15 protein-coding genes and 2 pseudogenes are annotated in these 15,814 nt (G+C 45.0%); 12 read left to right on the forward strand and 5 right to left on the reverse strand.

Features of this window, described 5'->3' with window-relative positions:
* Window positions 1-52 precede the first annotated feature (52 nt).
* Entirely contained in the window at window positions 53-661 is a 609-nt protein-coding gene (locus tag EXT46_RS00215) for a MarC family protein (protein ID WP_022943884.1), read from the forward strand.
* Window positions 662-689: 28 nt separating this feature from the next.
* Here the strand turns inward: EXT46_RS00215 and EXT46_RS00220 are convergent, their stop codons facing one another.
* Window positions 690-1,331, reverse strand: a complete 642-nt coding sequence (locus EXT46_RS00220) for a LysE family transporter (RefSeq protein WP_130144472.1) — start codon at window positions 1,329-1,331, stop codon at window positions 690-692.
* Between the two features lie 191 nt (window positions 1,332-1,522).
* On the opposite strand from EXT46_RS00220, the gene EXT46_RS00225 reads away from it, so the two are divergent.
* Together EXT46_RS00225 and EXT46_RS00230 are read left to right on the forward strand one after the other, a co-directional pair.
* Window positions 1,523-2,095: a manganese efflux pump MntP family protein gene (locus tag EXT46_RS00225; RefSeq protein WP_130144474.1), complete on the forward strand. Its 573-nt coding sequence runs from the start codon at window positions 1,523-1,525 to the stop codon at window positions 2,093-2,095.
* Between the two features lie 102 nt (window positions 2,096-2,197).
* Window positions 2,198-3,196: a substrate-binding domain-containing protein gene (locus EXT46_RS00230; RefSeq protein ID WP_240701058.1), complete on the forward strand. Its 999-nt coding sequence runs from the start codon at window positions 2,198-2,200 to the stop codon at window positions 3,194-3,196.
* A 493-nt stretch (window positions 3,197-3,689) separates the two neighbouring features.
* On the opposite strand, the gene EXT46_RS00235 is transcribed toward EXT46_RS00230, so the two are convergent.
* Both EXT46_RS00235 and EXT46_RS00240 read right to left on the reverse strand, forming a co-directional pair.
* Entirely contained in the window at window positions 3,690-4,940 is a 1,251-nt protein-coding gene (locus tag EXT46_RS00235) for a hypothetical protein (protein ID WP_130144476.1), read from the reverse strand.
* A gap of 55 nt (window positions 4,941-4,995) precedes the next feature.
* The gene (locus EXT46_RS00240) at window positions 4,996-5,562 is read right to left on the reverse strand and encodes a hypothetical protein (RefSeq protein WP_130144478.1); all 567 of its coding nucleotides are present in this window, start codon (window positions 5,560-5,562) and stop codon (window positions 4,996-4,998) included.
* Between the two features lie 213 nt (window positions 5,563-5,775).
* Between EXT46_RS00240 and EXT46_RS00245 the strand changes: the two are divergent.
* The 8 genes and pseudogenes from EXT46_RS00245 to EXT46_RS00280 form a co-directional block, all read left to right on the forward strand.
* Window positions 5,776-5,934: pseudogene (locus EXT46_RS00245) on the forward strand (transposase); the annotation flags it as partial.
* A 65-nt stretch (window positions 5,935-5,999) separates the two neighbouring features.
* Window positions 6,000-6,521 (forward strand): ISAs1 family transposase, encoded by a 522-nt coding sequence (locus EXT46_RS00250; RefSeq protein ID WP_130144480.1) that lies wholly within the window; start codon window positions 6,000-6,002, stop codon window positions 6,519-6,521.
* 584 nt (window positions 6,522-7,105) lie between these two features.
* Window positions 7,106-7,911: pseudogene (locus tag EXT46_RS00255) on the forward strand (integrase core domain-containing protein); the annotation flags it as partial.
* A gap of 388 nt (window positions 7,912-8,299) precedes the next feature.
* Window positions 8,300-9,259, forward strand: a complete 960-nt coding sequence (gene dusA / locus EXT46_RS00260) for a tRNA dihydrouridine(20/20a) synthase DusA (RefSeq protein WP_130144484.1) — start codon at window positions 8,300-8,302, stop codon at window positions 9,257-9,259.
* A 145-nt stretch (window positions 9,260-9,404) separates the two neighbouring features.
* Complete coding sequence (locus EXT46_RS00265) at window positions 9,405-9,611, forward strand: PspC domain-containing protein (protein WP_022945387.1); 207 nt, start codon at window positions 9,405-9,407, stop codon at window positions 9,609-9,611.
* A 132-nt stretch (window positions 9,612-9,743) separates the two neighbouring features.
* Window positions 9,744-10,229 carry a copper chaperone PCu(A)C gene (locus tag EXT46_RS00270; protein WP_130144486.1) on the forward strand — a complete coding sequence of 162 codons (486 nt, stop codon included), beginning with the start codon at window positions 9,744-9,746 and terminating at the stop codon, window positions 10,227-10,229.
* 8 nt (window positions 10,230-10,237) lie between these two features.
* On the forward strand, window positions 10,238-11,224 hold the full coding sequence (locus tag EXT46_RS00275) for a DUF2333 family protein (protein WP_022945389.1): 987 nt from the start codon (window positions 10,238-10,240) through the stop codon (window positions 11,222-11,224).
* Window positions 11,225-11,236: 12 nt separating this feature from the next.
* Window positions 11,237-11,995 (forward strand): TIGR04219 family outer membrane beta-barrel protein, encoded by a 759-nt coding sequence (locus EXT46_RS00280; RefSeq protein WP_130144727.1) that lies wholly within the window; start codon window positions 11,237-11,239, stop codon window positions 11,993-11,995.
* 43 nt (window positions 11,996-12,038) lie between these two features.
* On the opposite strand, the gene EXT46_RS00285 is transcribed toward EXT46_RS00280, so the two are convergent.
* Window positions 12,039-12,917 (reverse strand): TIGR03899 family protein, encoded by an 879-nt coding sequence (locus EXT46_RS00285; RefSeq protein ID WP_045979212.1) that lies wholly within the window; start codon window positions 12,915-12,917, stop codon window positions 12,039-12,041.
* Window positions 12,907-13,446 carry an SRPBCC family protein gene (locus tag EXT46_RS00290; protein ID WP_165381032.1) on the reverse strand — a complete coding sequence of 180 codons (540 nt, stop codon included), beginning with the start codon at window positions 13,444-13,446 and terminating at the stop codon, window positions 12,907-12,909. Before EXT46_RS00290 ends, EXT46_RS00285 begins: the two co-directional genes overlap by 11 nt.
* Window positions 13,447-13,588: 142 nt before the next feature.
* On the opposite strand from EXT46_RS00290, the gene EXT46_RS00295 reads away from it, so the two are divergent.
* The gene (locus EXT46_RS00295; protein WP_130144490.1) at window positions 13,589-15,781 is read left to right on the forward strand and encodes an EAL domain-containing protein; all 2,193 of its coding nucleotides are present in this window, start codon (window positions 13,589-13,591) and stop codon (window positions 15,779-15,781) included.
* Window positions 15,782-15,814 lie beyond the last annotated feature (33 nt).

The following is a 15,814-nucleotide window of genomic DNA, read 5'->3' on the forward strand; positions in this document are numbered from 1 at the left end:
TCTCTGTCTACATGAGAGCGGTATCATTTTGTTTTAATTTTCAGGAGCAAGTGTGCACGAATTACTGGCCACCTTTATTTTCTTTTTCGCGGTAATTGACCCCATAGGCACAGTACCGGTATTTATTGCCGTGACGCGAGGCGAAGATGCCGCATTTAAGCGCAAAGTGGCTTACAAAGCGGTGCTGGTATCGGCGTTAGTGCTGCTGCTGTTTGTCGTTGTCGGTGAGTTGCTACTCAATGCTATTAGTATTCCGCTTGCGGCATTTCAGATTGCCGGTGGCATTGTCCTGCTGCTGTTTGCGCTGACCATGATTTTTGGTGAGGGTAAGCCCGAGTCAGAAATTAAAAGTGTGCGCGACTCCACAGAAACCGCCATATTTCCTTTAGCCATCCCATCAATAGCCAGCCCAGGGGCTATGCTAGGGGCGGTGCTGATGACTCGTAATAATGAATATACTTGGGTCGAGCAGGCCATTACCTCATCAATGATGCTTAGCGTCTTAGGTGTGGTGTTATTGCTACTTTTGCTGGCGCGTTACGTACATAATCTCATTGGTGATGGCGGTGCAAGTATTATCTCCCGAGTCATGGGGCTGATCCTGAGCTCCGTGGCGGTGACAAATATTCTCGGTGGCATTAAGGACTACTTCGCGCTGTAACTCGCGGCCGCTGCCAAAACTAAGCTACTTATTGACTGAGTGTGGCAACGCGAACGCCTAAGCCCACTAATATGACACCTAAGGTTTTTTCGATAAGCCGTTGATAACGTTGTAGGGCGTGTACAAATGCGGGGTGGCTAAAAAACATGGCTACCAACACAAACCACAGTAAGTGTGCCAAAGAAATAATAAGCCCATACACAAGCTGGATGGCAACGGGCGTATCGGCGCTTACCAGCTGAGTAAATATACTTAAAAAGAACAACGTGGTTTTGGGGTTTAGGGCATTAGTTATAAACCCTTGACGCAGAGCCGTTTTGGCGGATAACACCTTGCTGGGCGCTGCTTTTTGCGCTAGCTCCAAGGCGATATGGTGCTTTGCTCGCAGGCTTTGATAGCCAAGGTAAATTAAGTACGCTGCGCCGATGTATTTTATCACCGTGAATAGCACCACCGATTGGGCAATGAGCAGCGCCACGCCGGCTATGGAATAAGCAACGTGAATCCAAATCGCTAACCCCACGCCCAGCGCCGAATAAAAACCGGCACGACGTCCATATACTAGGCTATTGCGGGTGATCATGACAAAGTCGGCGCCGGGGCTAATAGCCATGATCGTTGCTAGCGTAGCGATGGACAATAACTGGGGTAAATAGGCTGACAGCTCCATAGATTATTCCGTTTACCGGGTTAGACCTAACACTGTATCTCGAATTACGCCTGTTTGCATGGCTAACATCGCTCATACTGGATACTGAGTTGCACTTGCTTGAGGGAGCGCGCATAATTCGCGCTTTCAGGGGCAAGCATATCGGTGACAGCAAGACTCGAGCCGGATGCATACACAGTTATGACGTTGTTATGAGTATTTTCGCGTTAATGCTATTGGCATTAGCTATGTCGACCGATGCGTTTGCAGCATCGATCAGTAAGGGCGCTTATCTACGCCATCCACGCCTGCTCAGTGCCATAAAAATGGGGCTGATATTTGGTATTATCGAGGGCACCACTCCGCTTATCGGTTGGCTGATTGGCAATGCTGGAGCCCACTACATCGAAGAATTCGATCACTGGGTGGCGTTTATCTTGTTATTACTACTTGGTACGCACATGATTGTGGAAAGTATGAAAGAGGATGACGACACTCAAAGCGAAGCAGCGCAAAAGTCTTCTATTGCCAAAGTGATACTGACTGCTATAGGTACCAGCTTGGACGCTCTGACTGTAGGGGTGAGCCTAGCTTTCGTTGCGGTCAATATTTACCTTGCAGCGCTGATGATAGGCTTAGCCACAGCACTGATGGTAACTATAGGCAGTTTACTTGGGCATCGTTTAGCAACGGTGATCGGCAAACGAGCTGAAACCCTAGGCGGCGTTGTGCTGGTCGTGATTGGCTCGTGGATTCTATATTCACATTTGAGTACAGTGGCTTAAATAATCAGCAGTTGTTTTTGTTTTGTGAACTAAATGTTGCCTTTAATGCCGGATGAGCTACTCTAAACCAAAGTTTCTTGGGTAGTTGTACTGGGAATTATTTTGCACTGTTTTAATCTTCGCTCATCAGCATTAGTGCTTATTTCGGCGCTCTGCGCGATGTTGTCTTTTGTTGCTTATGGCCAGTACACCTTTGCCGTCGTAGGCAAAACCAAGAACGACAGCTTTTATGAACAATCCTTCAAAGGTTGCCAAGACTTTGCCCAGCGCCAAGCCGATTTGCGCTGTATTTATGATGGCGCTTATGACTACCAAGACGCTCGTACCCAAGCACTGGTAGTGCAAGATTTAGTTGCTCAAGGTGTGGACGGTATATTGGTGTCTACCACCGACTCGCAGCACTTGGTCAATAGAGCGCTAAAAAAGGCTCAGCAGCAAGGGATTGCGGTGATCACTTTTGACTCAGACTTGGCACCACAACATCAAACTTACCGTTTAGCCTATGTGGGCACTAACAACTTTGATTTTGGCGTGGCACTTGGTGAGGCGGCAAAGCAGTTTAAACGAGAGCACCCACAAACCTTGTGTATTCAATCGGGACACCACACTACGCCGAACTTAAACAAGCGCATCGACGGCGTGCGTTATGCCTTGTCAGGGAGTACCAAACGTTTGAACGGTGAGAATGATTGGCTGGAGCATCCTCGTTGTCCGCTTTTCACTGCTGGGCGTCGTGATGATGCCCTCAAGCAATTGCGCACCATTATCAGTTATCCGCAGCCGACAATCTTTGTTGCCGTCGCTGGCTTTGCACAGTTTAATCCTGATTATCAACAGGTGATGACAGAGTTTAAACAGCAGCTAGCTAAGAAGCAGCGAGTGATTATCTCTGCCGATACTGAAACACTGCAATTGCAAGCGTTAGCGAGCGGCCTTGGCACCATGAATATAGGTCAAAACCCTTATGAAATGGGCCGTAAGGGCGCACAGCTACTTTATGATGCAGTAAAGCACCAACACCTTCCTGAACAAGAGCAATATTACTTACCTTTTCATTACTGCACCCCTGATAACGCGCAGAGCTGCGCGAAAAACCATTAATACTCAAAGGTAAAATCAGTGCATCTCTTTAGTTGCGGGTTGCTGTGAAAGTCGGTATTGGCTTAGATAATACCAATCAGGGCGTGATTGACGTATAATTGCGCGCCCACAACTCGGCGCAATGAGCCCGTTGGTTTTCTTGGTAATGCAGGCACAGGTTTATGAACGAAGCGACAATTGACCCTAAAGATAAGCAGGGCCAAACAACGCGTATAGCAGAAAAATCAGAGTCCATGAAGAGAGTTTGTTTTTACTATTCAGGACAGAATTAATTCACTTCTTCCAAAAAAGTGAATTGCCGGCTGGTTACCGGCGTTACAAAAGCTGCCTTGTGCAGCTTTTTTTTCGTTTGCCTGGTCAAATCATAATAATCAGAAGTAAGGTTAATAAGGTCTCAGCATCTCAGATGCATTTCTCCTTTCCCCTTATATGTTCAGGGTTATATTCGCTTATGGGCTGATCAACGGATTTGAATAGAGCACTAATTTTATTTTCAATAGGTCAGTCGAGATTTTACAATTACGTAATAGTTTAGATTCTTTTTACGTAAATCCGTTTCAATCCATTCCTTTGTCTCGTCAGTCATTGGTGCTCCTCTTTCGATTAGCTGCTGAGTATATTTTATAGGACGATTTAATTTGCTAGAAAGCGATAATACTTCCTTAACGACATTGATGTCTTCATCCATTACCAATTCGTCTTTTGTCAATAAGTAGTCGAAGAGTTCAGGCCCTTGTTTATTTAATAAAGATCTAGCTAACACGCTACCACCAACTGAAGGGTCTGCGGACAAATCGATGCCATAGTTCTCCAATTGCTGGAACTCTTCAACGGTGAAATATCTAGCTAGACTTGAAATGTGATGTCCGTTAAGTTCATGACCTCTATTTAAGATATCATTTATAATCTCAAAAGGAACTTCCTTCATTATCGCCGAACTTATCTTTCTATCTACATGAAGAGGGCTGTTAAGAGCCACATCATCCAGCTCTGCTAGAAACTGCCCCCAATCCACGCCCTTTTTATCGGGAAAGAGGCTAATTTCGCCAAATGTTGATGTTGCTTTTGTCTCGGTAGTTTTGACGCTGAAGTCTTCAAAGCCACTGTTAACTAGAAACTCGTCAAATTCATCTATTGATAATGCATCAAAAGAAATGCCGTCACCGAGCTCATTTTTTTCTTTCTCTTCTTCGACCTTGGGCAGCTTATTTTCTGAAGTTTCTTCTACGTTCGAAATATTTAGGTCAGGCTGTATAGTCGATACCTCACATTTTCCATTAGGGCAGCCCTGAGAGCTCAATTCAATTTCTGAAAAATATTTACTGGGTGTGAAATAGTAGGAATAAAACACAAGACTAAGAATGAATACGACAATAAATGCACCTGAATTTATCAACACTGAAAGTAAAAATTCATGTTTCCTATTTTTCTTTACTATCCTTTTAATGTCATCTGCCTCCGTTAATAACATTGAAACTAAAAAAACAAAAATTGTAACCTTTAGAAATACTGCTCCAAAAACCAACAATAATTCACTAGTAAAATTATGGTTGAATAAGAAAATCGAGAAACATAATACTGAAGCCGCAAGAATGAAACCGGCAAATACCCCAGAAAATATCGAATAAAATAAATTTCTTTTATGTCCTGTCAAAGGCTTGCCATAACTAGACTCTGCAACACGCATAATCCAACTGGATTGCCAGTTATTAAAGCTTGCTAAGGGTATAAAGTTTTTAAACATTTATTACACTCGCTATAATGTTGTCTACTTTTTTTTGGGGGGGGGACTACCTGTATTAATCACAAGTAGCCATACCTTCTGAATATTCATTTGTGACGCTTTCTGTCGTGGACTTGCCAAGTTGAGTGAGCAAGCCACCAACAATTACAGAATATGCCCCGCCGATTAGAGGACTGCCGTAGTATGCACTCAGGGCTGCTGCTTCTATACCTATTACAGTACCATATTCGAGTTGAGCTGTAGAGATATCTAACAAAGTCTGTGTATAGGCTTCTGACATCTCCCTTCTAGTGTAGCCATTTCCACACACCTCATCTTTCTCCTCCTCAGTTTTTTGGTCATAACTTCCTGATATTTCCTTGAAATCCTGCATATTAAGATTTAGCGATTGTTCATTTAACGAATTAGCGAAACTTTCAAGATATTGCCCGCAACCGTATCCCGTACATGCAGTGACCCAACCACCCATATCGTAGTACTCTGGTCCAACGACTTCAACAATTTCCATATCGCTTGTTGGCCACTCATCATCCCAATTAGCAGCTGCAAATTGAGATGTAGTTCCAAGAAGCAATATTAGTGTACAACGAAATGTATTGTTCAGATAAGAGTTTATTAACATGTTTAAACATCCTTTTAATTAAGTGTAAGTCCATTTTAATTTATTGTAACTAGTTTATAAAAATATTAAGAGGTTCCTCCGGTTTTGTCAATTCTGTAACGCAGTAGAAGCAAAATATTTACATGTGAACATATGCTAAATGACCTTTCCTCAAAGTTAACACCATGACTTTGATGAGATTTCCAATAAACTGGAGAGAATGGATATCTCATAATGAAAAAACGTTACACCGAAGAACAAATTATCCGAGCAATCAAACAACATGAAGCTGGCGCTAAAGTTGATGGTATTTGCCGAGAGATGGGAATATCGACAGGTACTTTTTGTAACTGGCGCGGTAAATATACAGGCCTGGAGGTAAATCAGAGCAAGATCATGAACTTTACCTTGACATAACTTTATGATCTTATACTGTTTTCAGATTAAGCAGCCCTATTATGTCAGTCAATGCGTTTTTCGAACACTTTTCCTCCATTGAGGGCCCACACCAGCAAGGCAAAGTACAACATCCATTATTCGATATTTTGCTTCTAACAATCAGTGCCGTGCTCGCAGGTTGTCAGGGTTGGGAAGAAATTGAAGATTTTGCCCATGACAAACTATTTTGGTTACGTAAATTTATAGCACTATCGAACGGTGTGCCTCGGCACGATAAGATTGCAAAGGTTATAAGCCGTATTGATATGACCCAATTTAAAGCTTGTTTCTCTCAATGGATGCAAAGCTATAGCGAGCTAACAGTCGGCGGTGTGGCTGCCATTGATGGAAAAGGTTCATTTAAACAGTCAGATAGAAAAGATGCTATCCATATTGTCAGTGCGTTTGCCTGTGAAAATGGCGTGACGTTAGGTCAATATAAGACCGGCTCGAAGTCTAATGAAATCACCGCAATTCCAGAGTTATTTCAGTCGCTAGAGATAAAAGGTTGCTTAGTAACCATTGATGTAATGGGTTGCTAAAAGGAGATTGCGAAGCAAATTATAGAGAAAGAAGCGGACTATTTGCTGGCACTAAAAGCCAACCAGGGCAGCTTATTTGAACAAGTAAAGCAACTCTTACAGCCAGAAATCACACGCCAAATAGCGAGTGACAGCCTACTAAGTAAGGTAGATTATCAACGATAGTTCAGGTCGGCTGTTGTCTGCCATGATATGGCTCAAATTCCAGCAAGCACTAGCTGGCCCAATTTACAAAGTGTAGGCATGATAGTGTCTTACCGTAAATCGGATAACCAACAGCAAGGCGAGTTAACATATCGACATTACATAAGTCAGCGAACTTGAGTGCGCAAATACTAGCTGAAGCCACACGATCGCATTGGCATATTGAGAATAGTCTTCATTGATGTTTGGATGTGACAATGAATGAAGATGGTTGCCGTATACGCCGCAGCAGAAGTGTTTGCTGGTGTAAGACATATTGCATTGAGTTTATTAAAGAAAGAATCATCCTTTAATAAAGGTATGCGCGCAAAACAGCTAAAAACGAGAGCTATCTAGAAAAGGTATTGAATAGCAAGAGGTTTGTCATGATCTTGCCCTGAGAAGTAAATGAAGCCAAGCGTTTGTTGGCTGAAAAGATGCTTGAAGTTGAAGGTATGAAGGATGTGCTCTCAAAAAAGTGGTGAAGCCTTCGGATAAGAAACGGATCGCTAGCCACCTCATCGAGCTATTTAACCTCAGTGAGCGAGCTGCATGCCAACTATCAGGGGGTAGCCGAACCGCATTTCGATATCGTCCAAGAACGAAGGCAGACAACACACTAAGAGAGCGATTAAAACGCTTAGCTACTGAATACCCTCGTTATGGTTATTTGGTGCTTCACGGCCTCTTAAAAGCTGAGGGCTTAGTGAGGAATAAAAAGCAGACATATCGTATTTACACGGAAGAAGGGCTCCAAGTTCGCACCAAAAAGCGGAAGAAAATACAGCGGCCCAGACTTCCTTTGGAAGTACCGTCAAAGCCGAACCAGCGTTGGTCTATGGACTTTGTTTCAATGAGTGGCAAACAGGTTGCTCGATTTTTATCTGAGATGATAGAAACACGAGGCGCACCTAATTCAATAGTGTGTGATAACGGCACAAAGTTTACGAGTAAAGCCATGTTCTTCTGGTCAAAAGAAACCAAAGTGAAACTCAGCTTTATCCAGCCCGGGAAGCCAACTCAAAACGCTTTTGTTGAAAGCTTAAATGGTAAATTTAGAAATGAGTGTTTAAACCAGCACTGGTTCAGGACGATGGAAGAAGCAAGGTATGAAATTGATTTATGGCGAGAACATTATAATCATGTTCGACCACACAGTTCACTGAATTATTTATCGCCAGTTGAGCTTACCAAACGGGCCGCTTAATATGAATTATCTCATTGAATGAATGCTACTAATTCAGGGGAAAAGTCACCAGGCTTCAGCCTGTTTTCTTTTTTCAGAGGTTTCATTTTTATCGTAATAGTCAGAAGGTCAGATTTTGTCTCTAACTCTAACTTTCGCACAGTGTTTTGTTCCTTTTTTCTGTACGTTTATCGATATACCCTCTGGCCTTTGCTTTAGTCATTTACCCATCCTGTAGTACAATATAAAAATACAATGGATATGTTTAAAGAAGCAAAGTTATCCCCAAATAATAATCCTCATGCGGATGATTTTGACCGAAATAGCCTGAAAAGTATCTAAAAGAGAATAAATATGCGAGAAATTAAGTTGCCTTTAGTAGTTGATCTTAAAGGGGAGTGTGGTGAAAATGGTTAATCGCAGATTCTCCGTTGCACCCATGCTGGATTGGACTGATCGCCACTGCCGTACTTTTCATCGTATTATGAGTAAAGAGGCGGTGCTATATACCGAGATGATCACTACCGGTGCTATTATCCATGGCAAGGGTGACTACTTGCACTTTAACCAGCATGAGCAGCCAGTGGCGCTGCAATTGGGTGGCTCAAACCCTGACGAGCTGGCTCATTGCGCGAAGTTAGCGGCACAACGTGGCTATGCGGAAATCAACTTAAATGTGGGCTGTCCTTCGGACCGCGTGCAAAATGGTCGCTTTGGCGCCTGCTTAATGGCTGAGCCTGAGCTAGTCGCACAGGGGGTGGGTGCTATGAAGGCGGTTACTGATGTCCCCGTGACGGTAAAAACCCGTATCGGCATTGATGAGCAAGACAGTTACGAATTCTTGCTGGCGTTGATAGAAGCGAGTCACAAGGTTGGCTGCGATGATTTTATCATTCATGCCCGCAAGGCGTGGCTGCAAGGTTTGAGCCCGAAGCAAAACCGTGAGGTTCCCCCCCTTGACTATCCGCGTGTTTATCAGCTTAAAAAAGATTTTCCTCACCTTCATATCAGCATCAATGGGGGGGTTAAAACCATCGCTGAGTGTGAACATCACTTGGCACATGTTGACGGTGTGATGATTGGCCGAGAAGCATACAGCAATCCTTACTTACTGGCTGAAGTAGATGCCGCATTATATGGCTTAGAGGGTTGCACACTGAGCCGCCATCAAGTGGCAGAAAAAATGCTTGGCTATATTGATGACGAAATGCGCCAAGGCGCACGCTTTTGGCATATCGCTCGGCATATGTTGGGGTTATTTCAGGGCATGCCAGGTGCCCGTGGTTACCGTCGTCATTTATCTGAAAATGGCCACAAGCATGATGCCACGGCAGATACCTTAGTCACAGCACTGAGCTTTGTCCGCTAACTTTATTGCCAAATACACTAAAAAATAGCTACTTTGCTAATTACATAAAGGTGATTGAGATTTAAATCCTTTATTTTTCAATGCGATGACTTTTGGCATGTAACTTGATGCTCACTTAGTGAATTAAACTAATAGGAGTATTCCCATGCGAGACTCTAGCTATCAACGCTTTTATCGCGATGCCTTGGATAAGAAGTTATCGGGTGTGTGTGCCGGCTTTGCGAAACGTCATAACCTACCTGTTTGGCTCACCCGCGTAGCGATGGTGATCTTGTTCTTAAACGCCCCTGTGCTGGTGGCAGCTATTTACCTTATTTGTCATTTTGTGTTTGACGAGCACATCGTGGTTTAGCCATATAAACACGTACAACCATGGCTGCAAATAACGCCCTATTTGCGGCTAGTACACTGATTTTATTACAGACACTCAGGCGTCATTAAGCTATATTAGGGTACAGTTAAAGTAACATAACAAGGAAGCGCTATGCTGCGTACAACCCTAGGTACCCTCATCTGTGCAGTGTCGTTACTGTTCAGTTTTCACAGTGCTGCTCATGGCGAACTTATGGTGAGTGAAGCCAAGGTGCGGACCTTCTTACCTGCTAGCGAGAGCTCGGTAGGATACCTTACGTTAATGAACCACAGCGATCATGACCGCGTACTGAAAAAGGTCGAGATCGAGACCCTCGGGCGTGTGGAGATTCATACTCATGAACATAAAAATGGCATGATGCAAATGCGTAAGCTTGAAGAGTTACAGGTTCCTGCGCACCAAACCCTGGTATTTCAACCCGGTGGGCTACACTTAATGCTATTTGCGCCAAGTCAGAAACTGGTAGCCGGTGAGCAACTGAAAATGACCCTGTATTTTGCCGATGGCGACCGTGTGTTCACACAGGCACGCATCTATAACTTGCTTGAACAGTCGCAAGACAATAACAGCGATGAACATCAGCACCATCATCACTAGGAGTTATTATGTCTCAGCATAAAGGAAAGATTGCCGCAGCCATTGCTGCATTGTTTTTATTATTTTATCTCATTGCCGTTTACTGGAGCATTGAGCCCGATCGCTTCGATGTCGTGGAAAAGGCAAAACAGCAAGCGAGCGAACGAAACGAGCGTCTAGTAACAGGTTATGTGACCACCTCGACGTTGATTAACGTCGCGCAAACATTACTCGACAAACCGGGCGGCTACCTTAGTAACGATATGGCTCCACCTAGCGTGTTGATGGACAACATGCCGGCCTGGGAATATGGAGCGCTGGAGATGACCCGTGATTTAGCGTTGTCGATGCGTAAAGACTTTAGCCGTTCACAGTCGCAATCCACGGAGCACCCGTCACTGAAAAAAGCGCAACCGCAGTTTAATATCAGTAGCACTGCTTGGATGTGGCCCAGTGCCGAAGGTGAGTATCAAAAAGGCATTGATTACCTGATTGCCTACCGCAGTCAAATCGCAGACAGTAATGACAGACAAAGCCAGTTTTATGCCCGTGCAGATAATTTACGTACTTGGGTAAAAGAGGCTGAAAAGCGCTTGGGTAGCCTCAGCCAACGCCTCAGCGCCAGCGTGGGACAAGAGCGTGTTAATACCGATTTGGCTGGCGATCGCGAAGCACATCAAGCGACATATGCACCTATGCAGCAAGAGGTGCGCACCTCTTGGTGGGAAATTGACGATGTGTTTTATGAGTCTCGGGGAGCTACCTGGGCGTTGCTGCATTTCCTGCACGCTATTGAGCACGATTTTGCCGATGTTTTGGAAAAGAAAAATGCTAAGGTAAGCGTCCAGCAAATTATTCGCGAACTGGAAGCAACTCAAGAGCCTGTGTGGAGCCCTATGGTGCTTAACGGCAGTGGCTTTGGCCTTGTAGCTAACCATTCGTTAGTGATGGCAAATTATATTTCTCGTGCTAATGCGGCACTAATTGAGTTAAGCGAGTTACTCGCACAAGGATAAAAAGGGTAGATGATGAAACAATACTTTGTGGCTGCAGGTTTATCGCTTGCAGCGATGGCGCCAATGGCCCATGCCGATACCGTGTTAGGCCTTTATGTGGGGGCCGAAGGTTGGCAGGCTGAGCCAGAAGGTAGCTTTGGCAGCAAAGGCTATGCGCAGCAAGATTTCAACTTCGATGATGAAACCTTCACCAGCTACTACGCAGCATTGGAGCATCCAGTTCCTTTGGTTCCTAACGTCAAGCTACGTTACACGGAGATGGACATCAGTGGCGGAGCACTGCTTAATCAAACCTTTGAATTTGAGGGAGTCGACTTTGCGGTAGGCAGCAACATCATGACCAATGCTGAGCTTAGTCACACCGATTATGTGCTTTACTATGAAATTTTTGATAACGATGCGGTGTCGATTGATTTAGGCTTGAGCGCGAAACAGTTTGACGGCGATATTTATGTTGCCGAGGCCGACAACAGTTCGTCTGTGCGCGTTGATTACTCGGGGGTTGTGCCACTAGTGTATGGTCGCGGTGAAGTGGGCTTACCTTTTACTGGCTTGAGCGCATTTGCTGAGGGCAGCTTTTTCGCATTAGATGACAGTACCGTGCATGACTACCAAGTCGGGGTGCAGTGGGAGTTTATTGATAATCTAGCGGTGGATGTGGCTGTACGTGCAGGCTACCGAGCGATGATGATTGAACTTGATGATGTTGATGATATCAATACTGATATTGATGTTTCAGGCCCCTTCGCAGGGCTACAAGTTCACTTCTAAATAGTAAACTTTGAAAAAGCGGCGCAGGCCGCTTTTTTTGTCTTTATGACCACTCTAAATCGAAGTCTCGCTGCAGTGCTTGCTCTATCGCTTGCTTAAACGTAGGGCTCAATGTGGCACGCAGCAACCGCCTTAATTCATCACCCGTTTGGGTGAATTTGTAGTAGCTCAGAACTAAGTCACTGTTTTTGGCTGTGAGCGTTAATGAGGTATCGTAAAAGCGCAGTTTTAGTTGCTGTTTGGCGCGAAAGTTCGCTGACTCAATTTCTTTGCGATACAGCACAGCGCAATCCATCAAGGTCAATATTTGAGGGTAACTGAGTCCCGCCTTTGCTAAGTTGAGTTGCTCCTTATTGCCTTTACGCAGTAAGTCGAATAACGACGGGCGTTTGTAATAACCCAATAAAATAATATGAGAATGATCAAAGTCGAGCTGAGCACACAGTGCAGCGGCTTTTTGTATAGCCAGTGCCTCGCGCTGGGTCATTTGCTTTAGGGTTTGCAAGCTCTTGATACTAAAGGTCCCCGGAGCCAGCGTTTCTCCAGCAAGAATCTTTGCCCATAACTGCTGCATAGACGCTGTTGCGGAGTCTTCGGCAAGCGACATAAAGCGTTCAAACCAATCAGGGTCAACATAGCCATCGGTTTTAGTATCTGGGCAGTATTGCATGGCCTGGGCGAGAATCGACTCTATATTGTGTTGCTGTCTTAGGCGCTTGAGCTCTTCACGTTTAAGGGCCCGCTCAGCAAGAGGCACTCGTTGGTCGAATACAAACCCACTGGGGCGAGCCCCTTGGCGGGAATACCCCCCTTCTTGGGCGGGAACAGGTAAAGAGTTTCGCTGTTTTTTTATTTTAAAACCAACTCGTTGGGCAATAAGTTGCGCCAATTTGGTTTGCGCAGTGAAGGTTTTACTGCTCATCCTTGTGCTCCAATTCCACCGCTGTTTTTAAATTATTTAGGCTGTGAGTCATGGTATTAGCGAGAGTATGTTCGGTAAACCAGACTAAATAAGGGCCAATGACGGGGAGGGTGATTTCACCTTGTTGCTCCCACAAGACACGGGTCTGCTCCCCTGAACTGATTAATTGAAACTGGCCATGCGAGAGGTATTCGTTATTGACCAGTAATTGATAGTTGAGAGTTGATGCACTGTCGCTGACAATACTTAGCTCCCCTTGGGAGCGTTGCCCTTGCCAGCCTAAATGAGCGCCAACTCCCTGGGCTTGAGCACGGACTTCTAAACGAGCTTGTTGGTCGAATTGGCGCAGCGCTAGCCATTGTTGCCACTGAGTTAAATCCCACAACCAAGGCTTTATCGCTGCGCTCGGCACATCCAGAGTAATACTGCGCTCAACGCGATAATGTTGCTTGGCGATAAGGCCAATCAGCACCAGTATGAGCGCGAGTAAAACTAGAGTTTTTATTACATTGCGTGCTAGGGTTATCACAGTACCTCTGCGCAGAAACACAAAAAGCATAGTCAAAAGATTAGACTATACTGTTAGAACTTAATTTTCTATCTCCGTAGTTGTGAATATTGCTCATCTAAGTAAGTGAATATTCGATTGTTTACGGTTTCGAAGGAAGGCTATGTCTTCGCCAAGTAGTGATTTTATTTTTCTTAATGAAGAATTTGACGAGGAGCCGGCTAAACCCCAAGAGTTTTGGGATGTGCTCATTGTTGATGACGACTCTGAAATACACTCAGTGACGGAGTTAGCCTTGTCTAACTTTGAGCTCAACGGCAAGGGGTTGCGCTTTCATCACGCTTTTAATGGTACGCAAGCGGTTGATATTTTGCGTGACAATCCGCTTATTTCGGTGGTGTTACTTGATGTTGTTATGGAAAGTGACGATGCCGGGTTAATTGTTGCCAAACGAGTGCGTGAAGAATTAAAAAATCACGTGGTACGCATTGTGTTGCGCACAGGGCAGCCAGGTTATGCCCCTGAAGAGCAGATCATCCGCCAATACGATATTAATGACTACCGCACTAAAACTGAACTGACCCGCTCGAAGCTTGCCACCACCATGGTAACGGCCTTGCGCTCGCACCAGCAGGTAACGCAATTATCTATGCAAAGTCATGCCCTTTCCCAAGTGCTGCTGGCAAGCGAGCAAATACTGAATTTTAGTCAATTACTGCCTTTGAGTCGCGCAGCGATCAAACACCTTGCTCATTTTACAGCGGGTCCGCAACAAGGGGTGGTGTGTGGCTTAGATGATGACGGTGTGGAGATTGTCTATGGGGGCACCGGTGAGTATCAAAATGTGCATCACCAACATCTCGAAGGAAGCGCTTTAACGGCCTCTGTAAAAGAGCAGATCAAAGCCAGTTTTAAATTAGCTCAGCACCAACACAACGAACACTCGGTGAGCTTTTTCTTTCGTGCCAAACAACAGCAGTATGTCATTTGCCTTGAGGGTGAACACATTATTGAGCATGCGCTGATGCAATACATTGACCTACTTTTAACCAATGTGGGCGTAGGCCTCGACAACGTACTGTTGGTGGATAGGTTACGCAATGTTGCGTTTAAAGACTCACTTACCGGGTTATGTTCACGTAACGGCTTTATCGCCGCTTTGGAGCGCTTACAAAAAAACACCAACGCCCACGATTATTTAGTACTGATTGATATTGCCCGGTTTGCCGACATCAATGAAGGGCTCAGCCACGATATTGGTAATTTACTGTTAGTTGCTGTGGCGCAGCGTTTGCAAGCGCAGCATCAACAGACGCAAGTCGTAGCGCGGCTTGGCGCAGATCTCTTCGCTGTAGTAAGTAATGAGGAGCAACTCCCCTTTGCGCAATTACACCAGTTGTTGCGTGCGCCCTTTATCGCGGCTGAGCATCAGCTGCATTTAAATTTTACCTTTGGATTGTGCACTCAGCCTCATTTTGACAGCACTGCGCTGGGCACCTTAAAGCGAGCGTCGATCGCATTAAGCCATGCTAAAGCCGATATTAGCCATAGTGACTGCTACTTTGATAAACAAATGGAAGAGCAGGTGAGCCATCGCTTGTCGATGATAAGACGCCTGCGGGAAGACTTTGCAGATGGCAAACTAGAGGTGTGGTACCAACCGCAAGTAGATTTGGCAACGGCGCAGCCTTATGGTTGTGAGGCACTATTGCGTTGGCCGATAGGGCAAGGTCAGTTTATTTCTCCGGCCGTATTTGTGCCTTTGGCTGAAGACGCGGGGATGATTATAGAGATTGGCCAGTGGGTGCTTGAACAGGCCTGTGCCAAACAGCGAGAGCTAGCCCAGCATGGCGTTGATATGCAAATATCGGTGAATGTCTCGGTGCCACAGTTTAAAGCGTCTGATTATGCTCAGAGCGTTGCGCAAACCTTGGCGCGCTTTGCCGTACCCAGTGATAAAATAGAGTTGGAAATCACCGAAAGCGTTGTTATGGACGAGGTTGAGCAGGTTACGCGCACGCTTAATGAGCTCAAAAGTTACGGTATTGACGTGGCGATTGATGATTTTGGCACTGGATTTTGCTCGTTAAGTTACTTACACAAGTTACCCTTTGATCGGCTCAAGATAGACCGAGCTTTTGTTAAGGGGATCCCCGAACAGGATAACGGTGAAATCGCCGAGCTAGTGGTCTCGTTAGCTAAAAGAATGAATTTACGGGTTATTGCAGAGGGCATTGAGACCGAACAACAGCTGCAATTTTTAAAATCCATTGGTTGTCACGAAGGGCAGGGTTATTACTATGCGCAGCCCCTAGATGGCAAAAAACTTGATACTTACTTAAAGGTGAGCAACTAACCTTCACTAGGCGCCGCGATTTAGGGCTAACGC

This window comes from Pseudoalteromonas sp. CO325X (assembly GCF_004208955.1).
In the GTDB taxonomy this organism is placed as follows: Bacteria; Pseudomonadota; Gammaproteobacteria; order Enterobacterales; family Alteromonadaceae; genus Pseudoalteromonas; species Pseudoalteromonas ruthenica.